The organism is Streptococcus sp. 3.1, from assembly GCF_016648915.1.
In the GTDB taxonomy this organism is placed as follows: Bacteria; Bacillota; Bacilli; order Lactobacillales; family Streptococcaceae; genus Streptococcus; species Streptococcus salivarius_E.
In genome coordinates this window covers 18,266-38,442 of sequence record NZ_JACLQV010000009.1, presented here as the reverse complement: position 1 = coordinate 38,442, position 20,177 = coordinate 18,266, and the positions used below count along the sequence as shown (strand labels likewise).

At 40.4% G+C, this 20,177-nt stretch carries 23 protein-coding genes and 1 tRNA gene; 20 read left to right on the top strand and 4 right to left on the bottom strand.

The genetic code is table 11. The annotated features are described in order from the left end of the window. The first annotated feature begins 123 nt into the window (after positions 1 to 123). The 13 genes from H7U02_RS06535 to H7U02_RS06475 all read left to right on the top strand — a co-directional run bounded on the left by H7U02_RS06535 (position 124) and on the right by H7U02_RS06475 (position 11,263). A complete protein-coding gene (locus tag H7U02_RS06535) occupies positions 124 to 651 on the top strand; it encodes a YqeG family HAD IIIA-type phosphatase (protein WP_002891674.1) in 528 nt (175 codons plus the stop codon). Further along, entirely contained in the window at positions 651 to 1,769 is a 1,119-nt protein-coding gene (yqeH, locus tag H7U02_RS06530) for a ribosome biogenesis GTPase YqeH (protein ID WP_002891673.1), read from the top strand. Before H7U02_RS06535 ends, yqeH begins: the two co-directional genes overlap by 1 nt. Positions 1,770 to 1,798: 29 nt before the next feature. After that, positions 1,799 to 2,116, top strand: coding sequence for a ribosome assembly RNA-binding protein YhbY (gene yhbY, locus H7U02_RS06525; protein WP_002884193.1), 318 nt, complete (start codon positions 1,799 to 1,801; stop codon positions 2,114 to 2,116). A gap of 105 nt (positions 2,117 to 2,221) precedes the next feature. After that, complete coding sequence (locus H7U02_RS06520; protein ID WP_021143701.1) at positions 2,222 to 2,854, top strand: nicotinate-nucleotide adenylyltransferase; 633 nt, start codon at positions 2,222 to 2,224, stop codon at positions 2,852 to 2,854. Beyond that, complete coding sequence (gene yqeK / locus H7U02_RS06515; RefSeq protein WP_198463659.1) at positions 2,851 to 3,444, top strand: bis(5'-nucleosyl)-tetraphosphatase (symmetrical) YqeK; 594 nt, start codon at positions 2,851 to 2,853, stop codon at positions 3,442 to 3,444. Before H7U02_RS06520 ends, yqeK begins: the two co-directional genes overlap by 4 nt. 3 nt (positions 3,445 to 3,447) lie before the next feature. Further along, the gene (locus H7U02_RS06510) at positions 3,448 to 3,948 is read left to right on the top strand and encodes a cysteine hydrolase family protein (protein ID WP_201042978.1); all 501 of its coding nucleotides are present in this window, start codon (positions 3,448 to 3,450) and stop codon (positions 3,946 to 3,948) included. A 14-nt stretch (positions 3,949 to 3,962) separates the two neighbouring features. Continuing rightward, positions 3,963 to 4,313: a ribosome silencing factor gene (rsfS, locus tag H7U02_RS06505; RefSeq protein WP_002891669.1), complete on the top strand. Its 351-nt coding sequence runs from the start codon at positions 3,963 to 3,965 to the stop codon at positions 4,311 to 4,313. 442 nt (positions 4,314 to 4,755) lie between these two features. Next, entirely contained in the window at positions 4,756 to 5,496 is a 741-nt protein-coding gene (locus tag H7U02_RS06500) for a class I SAM-dependent DNA methyltransferase (protein WP_073689583.1), read from the top strand. Positions 5,497 to 5,501: 5 nt separating this feature from the next. Continuing rightward, on the top strand, positions 5,502 to 6,593 hold the full coding sequence (locus H7U02_RS06495) for a nucleotidyltransferase (RefSeq protein ID WP_201042977.1): 1,092 nt from the start codon (positions 5,502 to 5,504) through the stop codon (positions 6,591 to 6,593). Positions 6,594 to 6,733: 140 nt separating this feature from the next. Beyond that, positions 6,734 to 6,988: a type II toxin-antitoxin system Phd/YefM family antitoxin gene (locus tag H7U02_RS06490; RefSeq protein WP_060971904.1), complete on the top strand. Its 255-nt coding sequence runs from the start codon at positions 6,734 to 6,736 to the stop codon at positions 6,986 to 6,988. Positions 6,989 to 6,991: 3 nt separating this feature from the next. Continuing rightward, complete coding sequence (locus H7U02_RS06485; protein WP_021143706.1) at positions 6,992 to 7,246, top strand: Txe/YoeB family addiction module toxin; 255 nt, start codon at positions 6,992 to 6,994, stop codon at positions 7,244 to 7,246. 701 nt (positions 7,247 to 7,947) lie between these two features. Next, positions 7,948 to 10,053: an AAA family ATPase gene (locus H7U02_RS06480; RefSeq protein WP_002891663.1), complete on the top strand. Its 2,106-nt coding sequence runs from the start codon at positions 7,948 to 7,950 to the stop codon at positions 10,051 to 10,053. 433 nt (positions 10,054 to 10,486) lie between these two features. Further along, complete coding sequence (locus H7U02_RS06475) at positions 10,487 to 11,263, top strand: FxLYD domain-containing protein (RefSeq protein ID WP_049546038.1); 777 nt, start codon at positions 10,487 to 10,489, stop codon at positions 11,261 to 11,263. 31 nt (positions 11,264 to 11,294) lie between these two features. Here H7U02_RS06475 and H7U02_RS06470 read toward each other — a convergent pair whose 3' ends face one another. Both H7U02_RS06470 and H7U02_RS06465 read right to left on the bottom strand, forming a co-directional pair. Continuing rightward, positions 11,295 to 11,594: a hypothetical protein gene (locus H7U02_RS06470; RefSeq protein ID WP_049546039.1), complete on the bottom strand. Its 300-nt coding sequence runs from the start codon at positions 11,592 to 11,594 to the stop codon at positions 11,295 to 11,297. Beyond that, positions 11,591 to 12,010 (bottom strand): HIT family protein, encoded by a 420-nt coding sequence (locus tag H7U02_RS06465; RefSeq protein WP_110981264.1) that lies wholly within the window; start codon positions 12,008 to 12,010, stop codon positions 11,591 to 11,593. Before H7U02_RS06465 ends, H7U02_RS06470 begins: the two co-directional genes overlap by 4 nt. Positions 12,011 to 12,074: 64 nt before the next feature. Between H7U02_RS06465 and H7U02_RS06460 the strand changes: the two genes are divergently transcribed. The 5 genes from H7U02_RS06460 to H7U02_RS06440 all read left to right on the top strand — a co-directional run bounded on the left by H7U02_RS06460 (position 12,075) and on the right by H7U02_RS06440 (position 15,484). After that, entirely contained in the window at positions 12,075 to 12,806 is a 732-nt protein-coding gene (locus tag H7U02_RS06460; protein ID WP_038676648.1) for an ABC transporter ATP-binding protein, read from the top strand. After that, positions 12,803 to 13,840 carry an ABC transporter permease gene (locus tag H7U02_RS06455; protein WP_038676646.1) on the top strand — a complete coding sequence of 346 codons (1,038 nt, stop codon included), beginning with the start codon at positions 12,803 to 12,805 and terminating at the stop codon, positions 13,838 to 13,840. Before H7U02_RS06460 ends, H7U02_RS06455 begins: the two co-directional genes overlap by 4 nt. Positions 13,841 to 13,897: 57 nt before the next feature. Next, the gene (gene ccrZ / locus H7U02_RS06450) at positions 13,898 to 14,689 is read left to right on the top strand and encodes a cell cycle regulator CcrZ (RefSeq protein ID WP_002884270.1); all 792 of its coding nucleotides are present in this window, start codon (positions 13,898 to 13,900) and stop codon (positions 14,687 to 14,689) included. 9 nt (positions 14,690 to 14,698) lie between these two features. Beyond that, positions 14,699 to 15,340, top strand: coding sequence for a tRNA (guanosine(46)-N7)-methyltransferase TrmB (trmB, locus tag H7U02_RS06445; protein WP_038676644.1), 642 nt, complete (start codon positions 14,699 to 14,701; stop codon positions 15,338 to 15,340). Positions 15,341 to 15,397: 57 nt separating this feature from the next. Beyond that, positions 15,398 to 15,484, top strand: a tRNA-Ser gene (locus H7U02_RS06440). Between the two features lie 109 nt (positions 15,485 to 15,593). Here the strand turns inward: H7U02_RS06440 and H7U02_RS06435 are convergent. Further along, positions 15,594 to 16,775 carry an NAD(P)/FAD-dependent oxidoreductase gene (locus H7U02_RS06435; protein ID WP_110981265.1) on the bottom strand — a complete coding sequence of 394 codons (1,182 nt, stop codon included), beginning with the start codon at positions 16,773 to 16,775 and terminating at the stop codon, positions 15,594 to 15,596. 112 nt (positions 16,776 to 16,887) lie between these two features. Here H7U02_RS06435 and ilvD point away from each other — a divergent pair, with 112 nt between their 5' ends. Then, the gene (ilvD, locus tag H7U02_RS06430) at positions 16,888 to 18,606 is read left to right on the top strand and encodes a dihydroxy-acid dehydratase (RefSeq protein ID WP_155198240.1); all 1,719 of its coding nucleotides are present in this window, start codon (positions 16,888 to 16,890) and stop codon (positions 18,604 to 18,606) included. A gap of 157 nt (positions 18,607 to 18,763) precedes the next feature. Here ilvD and H7U02_RS06425 read toward each other — a convergent pair whose 3' ends face one another. Next, positions 18,764 to 19,123, bottom strand: coding sequence for a metal-sulfur cluster assembly factor (locus tag H7U02_RS06425; protein ID WP_037598415.1), 360 nt, complete (start codon positions 19,121 to 19,123; stop codon positions 18,764 to 18,766). A gap of 503 nt (positions 19,124 to 19,626) precedes the next feature. Here H7U02_RS06425 and H7U02_RS06420 point away from each other — a divergent pair. After that, the gene (locus H7U02_RS06420) at positions 19,627 to 20,163 is read left to right on the top strand and encodes a DUF536 domain-containing protein (RefSeq protein WP_002884601.1); all 537 of its coding nucleotides are present in this window, start codon (positions 19,627 to 19,629) and stop codon (positions 20,161 to 20,163) included. The last annotated feature ends 14 nt before the right edge of the window (positions 20,164 to 20,177 follow it).

Sequence of the window (20,177 nt, the reverse complement as noted above, 5' to 3'; positions counted from 1 at the left end):
GTGATTGTGGCTCTTTTCTTTATTGTTCTGTAAAGGATGTTCTTAAAAAATAGGACTTAAGTCCCACACATAAACCTTAAAAATATGGTAGAATAAGAGGTAAACTAACATTTTGGAGAGAAAATGACTATAGACGATTATAGGCCCCATTTTATGGTGGAGGCTGTTTATGATTTGAAACCTGACCAGCTACGTGAACACGGTATTCGTGCCGTCTTGGTCGATTTGGACAATACCTTGATTGCTTGGAACAACCCTGATGGGACTCCTGAGCTACGTGCTTGGTTGGATGAGATGACAGAGGCTGATATTCCGGTAGTTGTGGTCTCTAACAATAAATATGAACGTGTTGAACGTGCGGTTGCCAATTTCCATGTTGATTTCGTGAGTCGTGCCATGAAGCCTTTCACTAAAGGCATTAATGAAGCGATTGAGCGTTACCACTTTAACCGAGACGAGGTCGTTATGGTGGGAGACCAGCTAATGACTGACATCAGAGCTAGCCACAGAGCTGGAATTCGATCGATTTTGGTCAAGCCTTTGGTGAAATCAGATGCTTGGGTAACCAAGTTTAACCGTTGGCGTGAACGTCGCATGTGGAAAAAGATTGAAAAAGCATATGGTCCAATGACCTTCAACAAAGGAATTTAATGGAAGAATTATTTTGTATTGGGTGTGGAGCCCAAATTCAAACAGAAGATAAAGAAAAAGCAGGTTTCACACCTGCTAGCTCTATTAAAAAGGCCGAAGAAACAGGTGAGTTATACTGCCAACGCTGTTTCCGTCTTCGTCATTACAATGAGATTGTGGATGTCCACATCACAGATGATGAATTTTTAAAATTGCTTCATGAAGTTGGTGATAGTGATGCCCTCGTTGTCAATGTCGTTGATATTTTTGATTTTAATGGATCAATCATACCAGGCTTATCACGCTTTGTTTCGGGTAATGATGTGCTCTTGGTTGGAAATAAAAAGGATATCCTACCTAAATCAGTAAAAGATGGTAAGGTAACCCAATGGTTGACAGAACGTGCCCACGAAGAAGGCATGCGTCCCGTGGATGTCATGTTGACGTCTGCCCAAAATCACCACGCCATTAAAGAGTTGATTCAACGTATTGAAAAACTCCGTAAGGGTCGTGATGTCTATGTTGTTGGTGTTACGAATGTTGGTAAATCAACCTTAATCAATGCCATCATCAAAGAAATTACTGGTGATAAAGATGTTATTACAACCTCTCGTTTTCCAGGAACGACCCTTGATAAGATTGAAATCCCATTGGATGACGGTAGCTATATTTTTGATACACCAGGAATTATTCACCGACACCAGATGGCACACTATCTGTCAGCGAAGGATCTCAAGTACGTTAGTCCTAAGAAGGAAATTAAGCCAAAAACTTACCAGTTAAATGCAGGACAAAGCTTATTCCTAGGCGGTCTTGGACGTTTTGACTTTATTGATGGGAATAAGCAAGGTTTTACAGCCTTCTTTGATAATAACTTGAAGCTACATCGTACCAAACTTGAAGGCGCAGATGCCTTCTATGATAAGCATGTTGGAAGTCTTCTCATGCCTCCTGGACCAAAGGAATTGGCTGATTTTCCAAAACTTGTTCGTCATGAATTTACTGTTAAAGATAAGACAGACATTGTCTTCTCAGGATTAGGATGGATCCGTGTCCAAGGAAAAGCTGACCAACCAACCATCGTTGCTGCTTGGGCACCAGAAGGTGTTGGCGTTGCCGTACGAAAAGCGATTATTTAAACTTAATTAAGTAGTTAAAAGGAATAAACATGTCATTAACATCAAAACAACGTGCCTTCCTCAAATCGGAAGCACACACACTTAAACCTATTGTACAAATCGGGAAAAACGGTCTTAACGACCATATCAAAACTAGCGTTCGCAACGCCCTTGATGCCCGTGAATTGATCAAAGTAACCCTACTCCAAAACACTATGGAAGATATTCATGAGGTTGCTGAAATCTTGGAAGAAGAAATTGGCTGTGATACAGTTCTTAAGATTGGACGTATCTTGATTCTCTATAAAGAGTCAGCTAAAAAAGAAAATCGTAAGTTGTCACCAAAGGTCAAAGCTATTCAAAAATAGTTGCTGACTTTGCTTGGTGAAGGATAAACTGAAGTATAGGAACACTTTTGAAGCATCAGCTAGCCTTAAGTCAGTTGTATAATGCTTGAAAAAGAGGAGGCGTACATGGCACTGGATCTCGTAACCCCATTTACAAAGGTTCAACTAGAAGAAGAAATCAAAGATACTGGTCGTAAGCAGGTGGGAATTTTAGGTGGAAATTTCAACCCTGTTCACAATGCTCACTTGGTTGTTGCGGACCAGGTGCGTCAGCAGTTAGGTCTTGACGAAGTTCTTCTCATGCCTGAGTTTGAGCCACCTCATGTCGATAAAAAAGAGACTATTGATGAACAACATCGCCTTAATATGCTTATGTTGGCTATTAATGGTATCGAGGGTTTGGATATTGAAACCATCGAGTTGGAACGCAAGGGAATCAGTTATACTTATGACACCATGAAGCTTTTGACAGAGGCCAATCCTGATACGGATTATTACTTTATTATTGGAGCGGATATGGTCGAATACCTACCAAAATGGCATCGTATTGATGAACTAATCGAGATGGTCCAATTTGTTGGTGTTCAGCGTCCTAAGTATAAGGCTGGAACCTCTTACCCAGTTATTTGGGTGGATGTGCCCCTTATGGATATTAGTTCGAGTGCAGTCAGAGCCTACATTAAGAAGGATCGTACACCTAACTTTATGGTGCCCCAGTCTGTACTTGCCTACATCAAGAAAGCGGGGCTCTATAAATGACCTATGAAAAATATCTAGACTATTCTCGTGAAGAACTCCTTGAAAAAGTTCGAGCAGTCATGAGTCCTAAACGCTTCAATCATGTTTTGGGTGTTGAGCGAGCTGCTATTGCTCTTGCTGAAAAGTATGGTTACGATACTGAAAAAGCTGGTTTGGCTGGCCTCCTTCATGATTATGCCAAGGAAATTCCGGATCAGGAATTCTTAGAGCTAATCGATAAGTATGAGCTCGACCCTGAATTGAAAAAATGGGGGAACAATGTCTGGCATGGCATGGTTGGGATTTACAAAATCCAAGAAGATTTGGGTTTGACTGATTCTGAGATTCTACGCAGTATTGAGATCCATACCGTCGGAAGCCATGAAATGTCAACCCTAGATAAGATTGTCTATGTGGCTGATTATATTGAGCATAACCGTAATTTCCCTTTGGTAGAGGAAGCTAGACAAGTAGCAGAGCAATCCTTGGATAAGGCAGTTGCTTTTGAAACCGTCCATACGGTAGAACACTTGGCTCACCAAGCTCTACCGATTTTCCCACAAACCTTGGAAACCTATAATGCTTTTGTGCACTGCTTGAAAGAGGATTAGTAAGTGAAAACAGCTTTTATTATTATTGATGTACAAAATATCTTAGTAGAAACAGGTTTTGAAACACAAAAGCTGTTAGAGAAAATCTCTTATTTACAAGATCAGGCTAGAAAACAGCAGATTGAAATTATCTATATTCAGCATATTGAAACGGAAGAGGCTCTAACCTCGGAAGATTGGAAATTATCGCCACTATTAAAGAGACAGTCTGATGAAAAGGTTTTTCAGAAGCGATACAATAGCATGTTTAAAGAGACTGGATTAAAGGAATACTTGGATCAACAAGGAATTGAGAAACTAGTCTTATGCGGTATGCAGACGGAGTATTGTGTTGATACATCCGTTAAAGTTGCTTTCGAACATGGCTACAAGCTAGTCGTTCCCGAAGGTACTGTTACAACCTTTGATGGAGAGGACATTCCAGCAGAAACGATTAATGAATTTTACGAGAACATTTGGGATGAACGTTTTGCAGATGTCTTAGATTACAAAACGATTTTTTAATGAAAGAGGATTAAATGAAAGAAGAATTACTTGAATTGGTTGTCAAAGCTGCTGATGAAAAGCGAGCTGAAGACATTGTTGCCCTTGATTTGTACGGCCTTACAAGCCTAACAGATTATTTTGTTATTTTGAGTGCAATGAACAGCCGTCAGTTGGAAGCTATTGCCGACAACATCCGTGAGAAAGTGAAAGAAGCTGGCCTTGATGCTAGTCACATGGAAGGTGATAACAAGGGTGGTTGGATTCTTTTGGATCTTAACGATGTCGTTGTTCACATCTTTACAGAAGATGAACGTGCTCACTATAACCTCGAAAAACTCTGGCATGAAGCACCAATGGTGGATGTGTCAGCTTATTTGGCATAAAAATTGAACTCAGTTGGCGACAACTGGGTTTTGTTGCTTAAACTAAAGATTTAATAGGAAGGATAGAGCCTTGTGTTTGGTTGGTTTGTCAACTGAACACGAGCTAAAAGCTGTGAGAAAAAGATAAACTTTCTTTGTATCTAGCAATACGGCAGAAAGTTTCCTATTTTCTCTGTGCTTTTGACGCTCTTTGTATCTTAGAAAGGATTTGAACGCGTCCTGTAATCGTCGGAAAATAGACAGTTCTATGTCAAATTATCAATATTAAAATTTATTATTTGGCGCAGTAGCTGATTGGACTCTTCATTCGCTTTTCAAGCTCGGAAGAGTACCTAATCAGCCTTGCGGGGGTGAGACAACGAACGATTTTTTTAAGAAAGCTCGTTCTGTCTCACTCCCCCTAATTTTCATTCCGATTACGGACGGACTTGGTATCATCATTATGGCTACTTATGAAACTTTTGCGGCGGTCTACGACGCTGTTATGGATGATAGTCTTTACGATTTGTGGACGGATTTTTCGCTTCGTCATTTGCCAAAGACTAAGGACAAAAAGAAATTGCTTGAATTGGCTTGTGGAACTGGGATTCAATCTGTACGTTTTTCTCAAGCTGGTTTTGATGTAACTGGACTCGATTTGAGTGCTGATATGTTGAAGATTGCGGAGAAGCGTGCGTCTTCCGCCAAACAGAAAATTGACTTTATTGAAGGCAACATGTTGGATTTATCGCAAGCTGGTAAGTATGACTTTGTGACTTGCTACTCAGATTCAATCTGCTATATGCAGGATGAAGTAGAGGTTGGGGACGTCTTCAAGGAGGTTTATAATACACTGAATGAAGATGGCGTCTTTATCTTTGATGTGCACTCAACCTATCAGACGGATGAGGTTTTCCCTGGCTATTCCTACCATGAAAATGCAGAAGAGTTTGCTATGCTCTGGGATACCTATGAGGATGCGGCTCCGCATTCTATTGTCCATGAATTAACTTTCTTTGTCCAAGAGGAAGATGGAAGCTTTAGCCGTCATGATGAGGTGCATGAGGAACGTACCTATGAGGTCTTGACTTATGATATTTTGTTGGAGCAGGCCGGCTTCAAATCTTTCAAACTTTATGCCGATTTCGAGGACAAGGAACCGACTGAAACTAGTGCCCGTTGGTTCTTTGTGGCGCAAAAATAAGAGCTATGACAGTTACAGGTATTATTGCTGAGTTCAATCCTTTTCATAACGGCCACAAGTATCTCTTGGATCAGGCTAAAGGCGTAAAAATCGTTGCCATGTCTGGGAACTTTGTTCAGCGAGGTGAGCCAGCTATTGTGGATAAGTGGACTAGGGCTCAGATGGCTTTGGAAAATGGGGCAGACCTCGTGGTTGAGTTGCCATTCTTGACGGCAGTCCAGTCTGCCGATTATTTTGCTGCTGGAGCCGTCAATATCTTGTCCCGACTGGGAATTGATAGCCTTACTTTTGGAACGGAAGAAGTCATAGACTATCAGACTTTAGCCGATGTCTATGCTGAAAAGTCAGAGGACATGGAAGCCTTTGTGGAAAACTTGCCGAGTGACCTATCTTATCCACAAAAGACACAAAAAATGTGGGAGAAATTTACTGGTGTGGACTTTACTGGCAATACACCCAACCATATTCTAGGATTAGCATATGCCAAAGCTTGTGCTGGTAAAGGCATTAAGTTGAATCCTATCCAGAGACAAGGGGCAGGCTATCATTCCTCAGATAAGGAAGTATTTTTCGCTTCAGCAACCAGCCTACGTCTCCACAAGCAAGATAGTGATTTTGTGGATAAGTTCATGCCCAATAGCAAACTTTTTCAGAATTCTCCACAGGTCTCTTGGGATAATTATTTCCAATTGTTGGTTTATCAGATTCTTACAAACCCTGATTTGACTAGTGTTTTCCAGGTGAATGAAGAGATTGCCAGTCGTTTAAAAGCTGCTATCCGTGAGGCCTCTTCTGTGGAGGAATTGGTGGATAAGGTAGCAACCAAACGCTATACAAAAGCACGGGTACGTCGTATTTTGACTTATATCCTAGTCGGAGCTGTGGACAACCCTCTAGCTGAATCCATTCATGTCCTTGGGTTTTCTCAAAAAGGGCAGTCTCATCTCAAATCTGTGAAAAAGTCTGTGGATATAGTGGCTCGGATTGGAAGGGAACCTTGGGATATGCTTACACAACAAGCGGATAATGTTTATCAATTAGGTAACCCCGAGCTTTGCGAACAAAACTTTGGACGTGTACCGATTAGAGTAAAATAGTTTTATAGAAGGTCTACCTCTGGTAGGCTTTTTAAATCTTTTTCGAATAAATATTGTAGAAAGTATAAACTTGTCAGGAACTTGTACAAGTTTATACTTTTGATATATAATAAAAGAAAAGAGGAAAACGAGGTATGCTAATGGAAGCAGTCGTCTATTCAACGTTTCGAAATCATTTGAAGGATTATATGAAAAAGGTTAATGATGAATTTGAACCTCTAGCTGTAGTCAATAAAAATCCCGATGAAGATATTGTAGTGGTCTCAAAGAGTGAGTGGGATAGCATTCAAGAAACATTGCGTATTGTTCAAAATAAAGAACTATCAGACAAGGTTTTAAGAGGAATGGCTCAGGTACGTGCTGGAGAGACTCAAGAACATGCACTAAAGGAGTAGAAAATGTTACTCACTTTCACTGAAGATGCATGGATGGATTATTGTTATTGGCAAAATCAGGATAGGAAGACACTTAAGCGAATTAATAAGCTAATTAAAGATATTCAACGGGATCCTTTTTCAGGTATTGGGAAACCAGAGCCCTTGAAGTATGACTTTCAAGGAGCTTGGTCTCGGCGAATTGATGCTGAAAATCGTTTGATTTATATGATTGATGGTAAGAGTGTCGCCTTTCTCTCTTTTAAAGATCATTATTAGGTCTACCTCTGGTAGGCTTTTTTTACTTTCCGTAAATTATTTTCCAAAAGGTCAAAAAAGATCAAGCAAAACTATTGACCTATACTGACCAATGGTGTATTATAATCTCATAAGGACTTAGCTTCCTTATAAATCTTGCAGTGCTTGCCTAAATACTTGTCATAAAGTTATTTTGGTTTGACTGCAAAAAAATATGACAAAGGTCAAAAAAAGTCAAAAAAACTATTGACTATTACTGACCAATGTTGTACAATATAAACATAAGGAAATGAAATCCTTATGAAGGCTGTGTCAATAGCCCATATACCAATAAAAAGGATTGCAGCTAGTCTGCAAAAATTTTCATCTGAAAGGTCAGTAAAAGTCAAAACTAAATTCTTGACCCAAGCAGATGAAAGGTATATGATAAAGCTATAAGGAAAAAGGTTTCCTTAATCTACAAGTTTCTTTCTGAAAGAGGCTTAGAAGTTAGCTATATTGAGAGATTCACAGAAAGAAGGTGGCTCTTATGCTAAATGACAATTTATTTAAGACTGTGAAAGTTCTCAGTCTCCTACCAAGAGCAAAACCTGAAATTATTAGAAGAGTAGTTGAAGCTACTAAAAATTTTTAGGGTTTTGGTCAGTAAAAGTCAAAAAACACATTAACATAAAAATAACACTTAAAAAATTTCACAAGAAAACACAAAACGAGGTAATTATATGAACAACAACTTTAACAATATGGACGATCTTTTCAATCAATTGATGGGTAACATGGGTGGTTACCGTTCAGAAAACCGTCGCTATATGATTAACGGTCGTGAAGTGACACCTGAAGAATTTGCGATTTACCGTCAAACAGGTCAATTGCCTGGTAATGAAGGTGAAGCAGTGAACCCAACTCAACAACAAGGTAAAGGACCTAAACAAGATGGTATCCTTGCTAAACTTGGTCGTAACTTGACTGAAGAAGCTCGCGAAGGTAAATTGGATCCTGTTATCGGACGTAACAAAGAAATCCAAGAAGCTTGCGAAATCTTGGCTCGTCGTACCAAGAATAACCCAGTCCTTGTCGGGGACGCTGGGGTTGGTAAAACAGCCGTAGTTGAAGGTTTGGCTCAAGCCATCGTCAATGGTGATGTCCCAGCTGCTATCAAGAACAAGGAAATCATCTCAATTGATATTTCTGGACTTGAAGCTGGTACTCAATACCGTGGTAGCTTTGAAGAAAACATTCAAAACTTGGTAAACGAAGTCAAAGAAGCTGGAAACATTATCCTCTTCTTCGATGAAATCCACCAAATTCTTGGTGCCGGAAGCACTGGCGATGGTCAAGGGTCTAAAGGTCTTGCTGATATCTTGAAACCAGCTCTTTCACGTGGTGAATTGACAGTGATTGGTGCAACAACTCAGGATGAATACCGTAACACTATCTTGAAGAACGCTGCCCTAGCTCGTCGTTTCAACGAAGTTAAGGTCAATGCTCCTTCTGCTGAAGATACTTTCAAAATTCTCCAAGGTATCCGTGATCTTTATGAAAAACACCACAATGTTATCTTGCCAGATGATGTTTTGAAGGCAGCAGTAGATTTCTCTGTACAATACATTCCACAACGTAGCTTGCCAGATAAGGCTATCGACCTTGTCGATGTAACAGCTGCTCACTTGGCTGCTCAACACCCAGTGACTGATGTGAATGCTGTTGAACATGAAATTGAAGAAGAAAAAGCTAAACAAGAAGCTGCAGCTGCCAAAGAAGACTACGAAGCAGCTCTAAACGCTAAGGTTCGTATTGAAGAACTTGAAAAGAAAATTGCTAACCATACAGCAGACCTTAAAGTCACTGCAACTGTTAACGATGTGGCTGAATCTGTAGAACGTATGACTGGTATTCCAGTATCGCAAATGGGAGCAACTGATATCGAACGTTTGAAAGATATGGGCCACCGTTTGCAAACTAAAGTTATCGGTCAAGATAAAGCCGTTGAAGCAGTGGCACGTGCCATCCGTCGTAACCGTGCAGGATTTGACGAAGGTAACCGTCCAATTGGTAGCTTCCTCTTTGTAGGACCTACTGGTGTTGGTAAAACTGAGTTGGCTAAACAATTGGCTCTTGATATGTTCGGAACTAAAGATGCTATTATCCGTTTGGACATGTCAGAATATAGCGACCGCACAGCCGTTTCTAAATTGATTGGTACAACAGCTGGTTATGTTGGTTATGATGACAATAGCAATACTTTGACAGAACGTGTTCGCCGTAACCCATACTCAATCGTTCTTCTCGACGAAATTGAAAAGGCTGACCCTCAAGTCATCACCCTTCTCCTCCAAGTTTTGGACGATGGTCGTTTGACAGATGGTCAAGGTAACACTGTAAACTTCAAGAATACTGTGATTATTGCAACTTCAAACGCAGGCTTTGGTTACGAAGCTAACTTGACAGAAGATGCTGATAAACCAGAACTTATGGATCGTTTGAAACCTTACTTCCGTCCAGAATTCCTTAACCGTTTCAATGCTGTTATCGAATTCTCACACTTGAGCAAAGAAGATCTTTCTAAGATTGTAGACCTTATGTTGGTTGAAGTTAACAAGACTCTTTCTAAGAAAGACATTGACTTGGCAGTTAGCGAAGCTGCTAAAGAATACATGACTGAAGAAGGCTACGATGAAGTCATGGGTGTTCGTCCACTCCGTCGTGTGGTTGAACAACAAATCCGTGACAAAGTCACAGACTTCCACTTGGATAACCTTGATGCTAAACACCTAGAAGCTGATATGGAAGACGGTGTCTTGGTTATCAAAGAAAAAGATGCTGAATAAGAAGCATAAAACCTCCTAATCCTATTATGAAGCAGAGATGTTAGATATCTCTGCTTTTCTTTTTTATAAATTTTTTAGACTTTCCTTGGGTGCTAGGGACGGAAGCGACTTCCTAGCGGAATTCCATTCCTAAGATTTGAGCCTGAGTCTCAAATCTTCCGAGTGATAGAAGCAATATTGCTTCTATCACTTTTAGCACAGGGGAAAGTATCTGATCTATACAGAGTGGGGTGAGTAAGAATTTGATAATAGCAAGCGTATTCAAAATTGTCTGTATAGAGTCAAGCGAGAGAAGAAAATAAAAGTATTAGGTTAACTCATTTGTAATAATCTGAAAAAACATAAAAAAATTTATTTTCTTTTCATAAATAGTTGACAGTTAGTAAAATTAAAAATATAATATATAACGAAAATTAAATAGTGAGGAAATTTTATGAAAAAGATTACTATTCTATTATTGCTTTTGATTGGGATTGTTACATTATCAGCTTGTACAAACTCTAATGAAAGTAAAACGTATGATGGAGCTTTTATAAAGTCTTTAGCCAAGGGTCTAGATGCTCGTTGGAAGTATATTGATAATGAAAAAAGTGACTCGGCTAGTTCGTTTAAAAAAGCAATTAATAAAGAATTAGATGAAATTAGTGAATATAAAGATAAGAAGTTTAAGGATAGTAAACTTCAAGAGTTAGCAATTTCTTATATTAATGAATTAAATAATGGATTAGAAATTGCGAAAACATATGGTTCGGATAGTTTTGAAACCAAGTGGGATGAGCATATTGGTAAAAGAACATCCTTACTTTCTGCAATAGATAAAATAAATTCTATTCCAGTACAAGATAAAGATAGTTTATCAGAGTTACTTGCTCAAGGAAATGAAGTTAAAGATAACAATGCAAAGAAAGAAGCTATTGAAAATCTTGTTAAGAATATCAATTTTACAGTAGATAATACTAAATCTAATGAATATACAAAATATTATTCTGCAACAGTTGAGAATACAACAGAATATTTAATAAAAGATATCTACTTAACAATTAATTTGGTAAATGCTGACGGTGTTACAGTTGGTACGCAGTACGTATCTGCTAATAACTGGGCTCCATCTGGTAAGACTCTGTTTGAGTTCTCTCAGTTTAAGGGTGATAATGAGTTTACAACAACTCAAGTCTCTATAAGTTCTTTTAATGCTGAAAAAACTGAATAACAAAAAGGTAAGTAGCATAGGCTACTTACCTTTATTCTTTATCCTCACCTTGATACTTTTGCAAGCGTTCTTGGATGATATTGAGTCGGGGCTCGAGGTCTTTTTGGAAGACGCGTTTTTTATAGTTGAGGTCTTGTTTGATGTCAGCGAGAACTAGGTTTTGTTCCTTGATGATGTCAAGGTTGCGTTTGATATTGTCCAGATCGTGAGAGATATTTTCTCGTGATTGGTTGAGGTCTAGGATTTCCTCTTTGATGTCTTCACGTCGTTTATAGGCGTAGTAGGCACCGTAGGCAAGAGTTCCAAGAGCTAGAAAGCGTCCGATTTTCATTCTGTTACCTCTTTAGCGATGCTGTCAGCAAGGTCGGCCAGGGCAGCGAAGTCTGGTTCGTGTTCGTCAAATCCCATGTGGATACCATCGTCTGCACCGTAACGAGGAACGAGATGGATATGAGCGTGGAAGACGGTTTGTCCTGCAACTTCTTCGTTGTTATTAAGGATATTCATGCCGATTGCTCCAGTTGCTTTTTGCACCGCACGAGCAATTTTTGGAACACGGCTAAAGATAGTCTCAGCAGTCCCAGCAGACATTTCTAAGATGTTACGAACGTGCTCTTTAGGAATAACCAAGGTATGTCCTTTTGTAGCTTGTGAAATATCGAGGAAGGCTAGAACCTTGTCGTCCTCGTAGACTTTTGATGAAGGAATTTCTCCAGATATAATTTTACAGAAAATACAATTATCCATAATAACGACCTTTCCATGAGTTTTTGTTATAATAGATTATATCATACCAAAGAGAGAAAAGATAATGCTTAAATTAGAAAAGGTGACGGGTGGTTACGCTAATATTCCCGTCCTAAAAGATGTGACTTTTGAGGTGGCTGATGGTGAATTGGTTGGTCTCATTGGTCTTAATGGTGCTGGGAAATCAACAACAATTAACGAGATTATTGGTCTCTTAACACCTTATGGGGGACAGATTGCCATTGATGGGTTAGCTATTCAACAAGATTCAGCTAGCTATCGTCAGAAGATTGGCTATATTCCTGAAACGCCAAGTCTCTATGAAGAGTTGACGCTTCGTGAACATTTGGAAACGGTGTTGATGGCCTATGGTCTTGATGTGACTGAGGGGATGGCACGTGCGGACAAGTACCTCAAACTCTTTCGCTTAGATGAAAAGTTAGATTGGTTCCCGACTCAGTTTTCAAAGGGAATGAAGCAGAAGGTCATGATTATCTGTGCCTTTATTGTGAATCCAAGTCTATTCATCGTTGATGAGCCCTTCTTGGGCTTGGATCCCTTGGCTATTTCGGACTTGATTGAGCTTTTGGCTGAGGAAAAAGCTAAGGGCAAAGCAATTCTCATGTCTACTCACGTTTTGGATTCGGCTGAGAAGATGTGTGACCGTTTTGTGATTTTGCACCATGGACAGGTCCTAGCACAGGGAACTCTTGAAGAACTTCGTCAGACTTTCGGTGATAACAGTGCTAGTCTTAACGATATCTACATGCAGTTAACTAAGGGAGAATTGTCATGATAGCTGAGCTTTTTAAGGAGCGTAGCAAGCGATTCAATGCCCGCTGTGCTAAGTATAGTCGCTACGTCTTTAATGATCACTTTATCTTGGTTCTCCTCTTTCTTTTAGGTTTCGTCTTGGTGCAGTATAGCCAATTGCTGAAACATTTTCCCAAGAATCCATGGGCAATCATTCTTGGCTTGCTTATGCTTTGTCTGTTATTGCCTTTTTGGGGGAATATTGCGACTTATTTAGAACCTGCGGACAAGCACTACCTCTTGGTGAAGGAAGAAGAGGTGCTAGGCCATGTTAAGAAGGCAACAGGGCGTGCTTTTAGATTTTGGGTAATCGTACAAAGCCTGATTTTTATTTTGGTTATTCCCCTCTTTTTAGCCTTGGGACTTCCAGTTTGGGGAGTTATTCTTGTAGCTGTGGCTATGGCTATTCTTAAGTACTTTATTTTCCAGAAAAAGGCCCAACCTTTTTATAAGCAGTCTGGCCTGAATTGGGCTGAGGCTATTGCAGCGGAAAATAAGCGTCAACAATCGATTCTGAAGTTCTTTTCACTTTTTACCAATGTTAAGGGAATTACGTCGAGTGTTAAACGCCGTTCTTATTTGGATGCTATTCTCAAACGTACAAAGAAAGACAAGGAACATACCTGGTACAATCTTTATCTAAGAGCCTTCTTGCGTTCTGGAGATTACTTTGCCCTTAGCCTACGCCTGTTTGCCCTAACACTTCTGGTTCTCTTTTTGGTTCCTGAAAAATGGCTGGCTATGGTGCTTGTGGTTGTTTTTGACTACCTCTTGCTCTTCCAGCTCACGGCACTTAAATCGCACTTTGCTTATCAGAGAATGGCTAATCTTATGCCAGTTGGAAAAGACATGCAGGTAAGCAATCTTAAGCGCTTGATTAGCCAGATTGTACTTGGGATGACTCTGGTACAGGCTGTTTGTCTCTTCGACCTTAAGTTTAGTCTGATTTTGGTTGGAATGATGCTAGTTCTGAGCCTTGTTTACCTACCATCCAAGCTTAAGAAGATGATTGACTAACACCTATTAAATAAGTTAAAATAGAAACGAATGACTAAAGAAAAAGGAGATGCCTAGGTGACATCAACAGATAAAGATTTGAGCCTGACTCCTCTCAAAGGAAATAGTGGTAAGGCCTATATGGGAACCTACCCAAACGGAGATCGCGTCTTTGTGAAGATGAATACAACACCAATCTTGGCAGCTCTTGCCAAGGAACAGATTGCACCACAGCTCTTGTGGGCTAAGCGTCTGGGAAATGGTGACATGATGAGTGCACAGGAGTGGCTTGATGGTCGTATTTTGACCAAACATGACATGAATAGTAAACAGATTATCCAAATTCTTGGTAATTTGCACCGCTCTAAACACTTGGTTAATCAACTCTTGCAGTTGGATTATCATATTGAAAATCCTTTTGATCTTCTACACGAGTGGGAGGAGAATGCCGCTTACCAATTGCGTGAGAATGGTTTCCTTCAAGACGTTGTTAGAGATTTGAAACGTCATCTTCCAGAGTTTCGTGCGGAAATTGCAACAATTGTTCACGGAGATGCTCGTCATAGTAATTTTGTCATCACAACCTCAGGATTGATTTATTTGGTTGATTGGGATTCTGTACGTCTAACAGATCGTATGTATGATGTGGCGCAGATCCTCAGCCATTATATCCCATTGGCACATTGGCCACAGTGGTTGTCATACTATGGCTATAAGAACAACGACCTTGTGATGGATAAGATTTACTGGTATGGGCAGTTTTCATATTTGACACAGATTTCAAAATTCTTTGATAGTCGTGATATGGAACATGCCAACCGAGAAATTTATGAACTTCGTAAATTCAGAGAGACCTTGCACAGATATTAGAAAGTAGACATGCGAGTTAGAAAACGTAAAGGTGCAGAGGAACACCTAGCTAACCATCCTCAGTACGTTATCCTTGAGCCGGAGGCTGCTAAAGGTAAGTGGCATGAGCTTTTTGGTAATGACAATCCTATCCATATCGAGGTAGGATCTGGTAAAGGGGCCTTCATTACTGGAATGGCCCAACAAAACCCTGACATCAACTACATTGGTATTGATATTCAGCTGTCTGTATTGAGCTATGCCTTGGATAAGGTTTTGGCTTCGGGTGCTGAAAATGTCAAACTCTTGCGCGTGGATGGTTCAGCCTTGACCAATTATTTTGAAGATGGCGAAGTAGATATGATGTATTTGAATTTCTCAGATCCATGGCCTAAGAGTCGCCACGAGAAGCGTCGTTTGACTTACAAGACTTTCCTAGATACTTATAAGCAAATTTTGCCTGAAAATGGAGGGATTCACTTTAAGACAGACAACCGTGGACTTTTTGAATACAGTTTGGCGAGCTTTTCACAGTATGGAATGGTTCTCAACAAAGTTTGGTTGGACCTTCATGCCAGTGATTATGAAGGCAACGTCATGACTGAATACGAGCGTAAGTTCTCAGAAAAAGGTCAGGTCATCTATCGAGTAGAGGCCCAGTTTAAAGATTAACTCTTGAAAACTTGATTGAAATAATGATTAGCCATTAATAGGCTAATCGTTTGATGTGGAGAGGTCGCATAGAGGCCGAGTGCGCACGCTTGGAAAGCGTGTAGTCCTTAACGGGGCTCGGGGGTTCGAATCCCCTCCTCTCCTTTGAGAAATAGACAAAGTGTCCCTTCCGTTTTAGAAGGGACACTTTTTAGGTATAGTAATTAAAAAGAAGATGGTTTTAACAGCTTTTTATGATAGGAGGACTCAATCCTTAGTCCCAAGGGCTCTGAATCCCTGCTACCCAACCGGTACAGAGGGCGCTAGTAATGTTAAAGCCACCAGTATGGGCATTGATGTCAAGGACCTCTCCTGCAAAGTGTAGGTGAGGGACTTTTTTACTTTCTAGAGTCTTGGGATTAATTTCCTTAAGGTCAACGCCACCTTTAGTCACAAAGGATTTGGCAAGTGACATTTTACCTGTGATTGGAATTTCCATGCCCTTAAGCTGACTGATAATGTTTTCCAAGTCTTTGGGATGCAGTTGTTTAACCTTGCTATCAGCCTTGTCTTCTGCTAGGAATTCAGCGACACGCTCAGGTACAAGAGCTTTGAGGGTGTTTTTGACAGATTTCTCGCGATTTTCCTCAAAGTAAGCCTTGAGATTTTCTTGGCTTTGGTTGGGAAGAAAGTCCAGATGAGCTATCTCACCACCCTTGACAAAGCTAGATAAACGTAGGGCAGCCGGTCCAGATAGGCCAAAATGAGTGAAAAGAAGGTCATGGGTAATCTTGTGCTTGCCATAGGACAGAGTGACATCATCAAGAGAAATTCCTTGTAAGGCCTTGTGGGGGAAGTCGGTTAGGAGTGGACTTTCCGCAGCTTCAAGATCAGTGACTTGGAGCTTAAAATGGCGGGCAATATCATGTCCAAAACCAGTTGAACCAGTCGATGGATAAGATTTTCCTCCAGTTGTGACGATGAGTTTATCACTGGTAAAAGTCTGGTCTGAAGACTTAACTTGGAATTGCTCATTAACCTTTTTGACGGAGACAACTTCTGTATTGGTGAGGATGCTAGCTCCAAGTTCCCAAATCTTATTTTCCAGAGCTTGGATGATGGTCCGTGATTTATCTGTCCTAGGGAAGACACGCCCGTGATCCTCAACCTTGAGTTTGACACCATTGTCCTCGAAAAAAGCAATGATATCGTGGTTATCAAACTGTGAAAAGACGCTATAGAGGAAACGGCCATTACCTGGAATACCTGCTAGAAGATCGTCTAAAGTCCCGTTGTTAGTAACATTACAACGTCCACCACCAGTACCAGCCAGCTTCTTTCCGAGACGTTTATTTTTTTCAATTAGAAGGGTTTGTTGGCCATAGAAGGCTGAGGCAATAGTCGCCATCATGCCAGCAGGACCCCCGCCAATAACGATAGTATCAAAATGTTTCATGCCTTTATTTTAGCATAATTTAAAAAGGGAGAATAGTTTGTAAATGGTCAGTTTTTTTAGATAATTTATGTTAGAATAGGAGTAGAAGTTTAAATTAGAATAGTTATTAACTATGGAGGAAAATATCGTGTCTGAAAATAACATGAAACACCGTTCATCTGTCTACGATAGCATGGTTAAATCGCCTAACCGTGCCATGCTTCGTGCGACTGGGATGACGGATGATAGTTTTGAAAAGCCTATTGTTGGCGTTATCTCAACTTGGGCTGAGAACACACCATGTAATATCCACTTGCACGGTTTTGGTCAAATTGCCAAAGAAGGTGTTAAAGACGCGGGTGCTTGGCCAGTTCAATTTGGTACGATTACTGTTGCAGATGGTATTGCCATGGGGACACCAGGGATGCGTTTCTCATTGACATCTCGTGATATCATTGCCGACTCAATCGAAGCAGCTATGGGTGGTCACAACGTCGATGCCTTTGTTGCTATTGGTGGTTGTGATAAGAACATGCCTGGTTCTATGATTGCCATTGCTAACATGGATATTCCAGCGATTTTTGCTTATGGTGGTACCATTGCACCAGGTAACCTTAACGGTAAGGATATCGACTTGGTTTCTGTTTTCGAAGGTATCGGTAAATGGAACCACGGTGATATGACCGCAGAAGAGGTTAAAAATCTTGAATGTAATGCCTGCCCTGGCCCTGGTGGTTGTGGTGGTATGTATACTGCCAACACAATGGCGACAGCGATTGAAGTAATGGGGATGAGCCTTCCAGGATCATCATCTCACCCTGCAGAATCAGCTGAGAAGAAAGCAGATATCGAAGAAGCAGGTCGTGCAGTTGTTAAGATGCTTGAACTAGGTCTTAAGCCATCAGATATCTTGACACGTGAAGCCTTTGAAGATGCCATCACTGTCACAATGGCACTTGGTGGTTCAACAAATGCGACACTTCACTTGCTCGCTATTGCTCATGCAGCTAACGTTGATTTGACACTTGAAGATTTCAACGATTTCCAAGAGCGTGTGCCTCACTTGGCTGACTTGAAACCTTCAGGTCAATATGTCTTCCAAGATCTTTACAATGTTGGTGGTGTACCAGCCGTTATGAAGTACCTTCTTAAGAATGGTTTCCTTCACGGTGATCGTATCACATGTACTGGTAAGACTGTTGCAGAAAACTTGGAGGCCTTCGATGATTTGACACCAGGTCAAAAAGTCATCATGCCGCTTGAAAATCCTAAACGTGCTGATGGTCCATTGATTATCTTGAAAGGTAACTTGGCTCCAGAAGGTGCGGTTGCCAAAGTATCAGGGGTTAAAGTTCGTAACATCACTGGTCCCGCTAAAGTATTTGACTCAGAAGAAGATGCCATCGAAGCAGTTCTTTCTGATGAAATCGTTGATGGCGACGTAGTTGTTGTACGTTTTGTAGGTCCTAAGGGTGGTCCTGGTATGCCAGAAATGTTGTCATTGTCTTCAATGATTGTTGGTAAAGGTCAAGGGGACAAGGTTGCCCTCTTGACAGATGGACGTTTCTCAGGTGGTACTTACGGACTCGTTGTTGGTCACATTGCTCCTGAAGCTCAGGTTGGTGGACCTATTGCCTACCTCCGTACAGGTGATATGGTTACAGTTGACCAAGATACCAAAGAAATTACGATGCACGTTTCAGACGAAGAGTTGGCGAAACGTAAAGCGGAAACTGAGTTGCCACCACTTTATAGCCGTGGTGTCCTCGGTAAATATGCTCACATCGTTTCTTCAGCGTCACGTGGTGCCGTTACCGACTTCTGGAACATGGATAAATCAGGTAAAGCCTAATGATATGATATAAAACAAAATCACACCGGACATTTGTTCGATGTGATTTTTTGATATTAAATCCTGAGACAGTTGTTGGCAGTATGATGACAAGTAATGGTTTGTCTGTTGTTACTCTAGTAAAAAACCGGTTGGAAATGTCCAATCGGTTTTCCTTTTATTTTCCGCCTCGAGGTGAGATACCAAGAGCGATACGTCCATAACGACTGATGCGTGTCATCTTCCAGACTGGTGAATAAGTGGTTTCCACCTTGACAGAGTTAATACCGTCAATGGATTTTAGCTTTTCAGCGATTTCATAAGGCATAGTCTCTTCACAGCCACAACCAGTATCAGTAAAGGTCATAAGGAAGTAGCAGTGGCCATTTTCATCGACAGTGATTTCATAAATCAAACCAAGGTTGTAAATGTCTAGCTCAATCTCAGGATCGAATACAGTGGTCATTTGTTCGACGATTGGCTCTAAGAAGGGCTGGGCCAAATCATTGACCTTAATATCATCACGGAAGTTTTTCATAGGACTCATTCTTTCTATTTTGCTTTTGTTTATTATGGCATAATTTAGGGCTTTTTTCAATCTCGGATGGCAATATGAGGCTTTAGTAAGCGAGTAAAGTAACAATAAAAAAACTCCAACAGTCAAACCGTTGAAGATAATGTGATTTATGCTTCAATATCAAGTCGTTTTGCAACCAAGGTTGCTCGAATACCATCAAAAATTGGAGCAAGAATGAAAATCCCAAACCTTGTGGAATTGTTCCCACCATTCCTAGATACAACAGATCTGATACCGATCAAACCCAATTTGGAAGTACCGATTGTTTAAGTCAAAGACTTTCCTTCTATATACATTTATACCCACACATAGTTTACCAAAAGCTTAGCTTCCTATCAAGTAAATTGTTTGAAGAGTGAAAGGAAAAAAGTCCTTCAGGTATCCAGAATAACTAGTCAAATTGACAGAAAGGAGTGATTGTGATATTCTCATAGTAAGACATTTCAAGAGAAAATGAGGCTATTATGAGTATTGAAAAGACAGTCAGCGAGATTGCTGAAATCCTTGGTGTTAGTCGTCAAGCAGTCAATAATCGTGTCAAACAACTTCCAGAAGAAGATCTAGAAAAAAATGCTAAAGGGGTTACTGTCGTTAAACGCAGTGGCTTGATTAAGTTGGAGGAAATTTACAAGAAAACCATCTTTGACGATGAGCCAATCGATGAAGAAACAAAACAACGTGAGTTGTTGGAGATTCTTGTAGACGAGAAAAACTCTGAGATTGCCCGTCTCTATGCTCAGTTGAAGGCTAAGGACGAACAGTTGTCTAACATGGATGACCAATTGCGTGTCAAAGACGTTCAAATCGCCGAAAAGGACAAGCAAATTGATCAACAGCAGCAATTGACCTTGACTGCTATGAAGGACAAGGAAGAGCTTAAACTGGAACTTGATGAGGCTAAGGTTGAGGTTGACGAAGCCAAGGCCCAAGTGGAAGAAATCCAGACCAAACAAGAAGAAGCTTCTAAAAAAGGTTTCTTTGGACGTCTATTTGGAAAATAAAAAAGAAGCTGGGA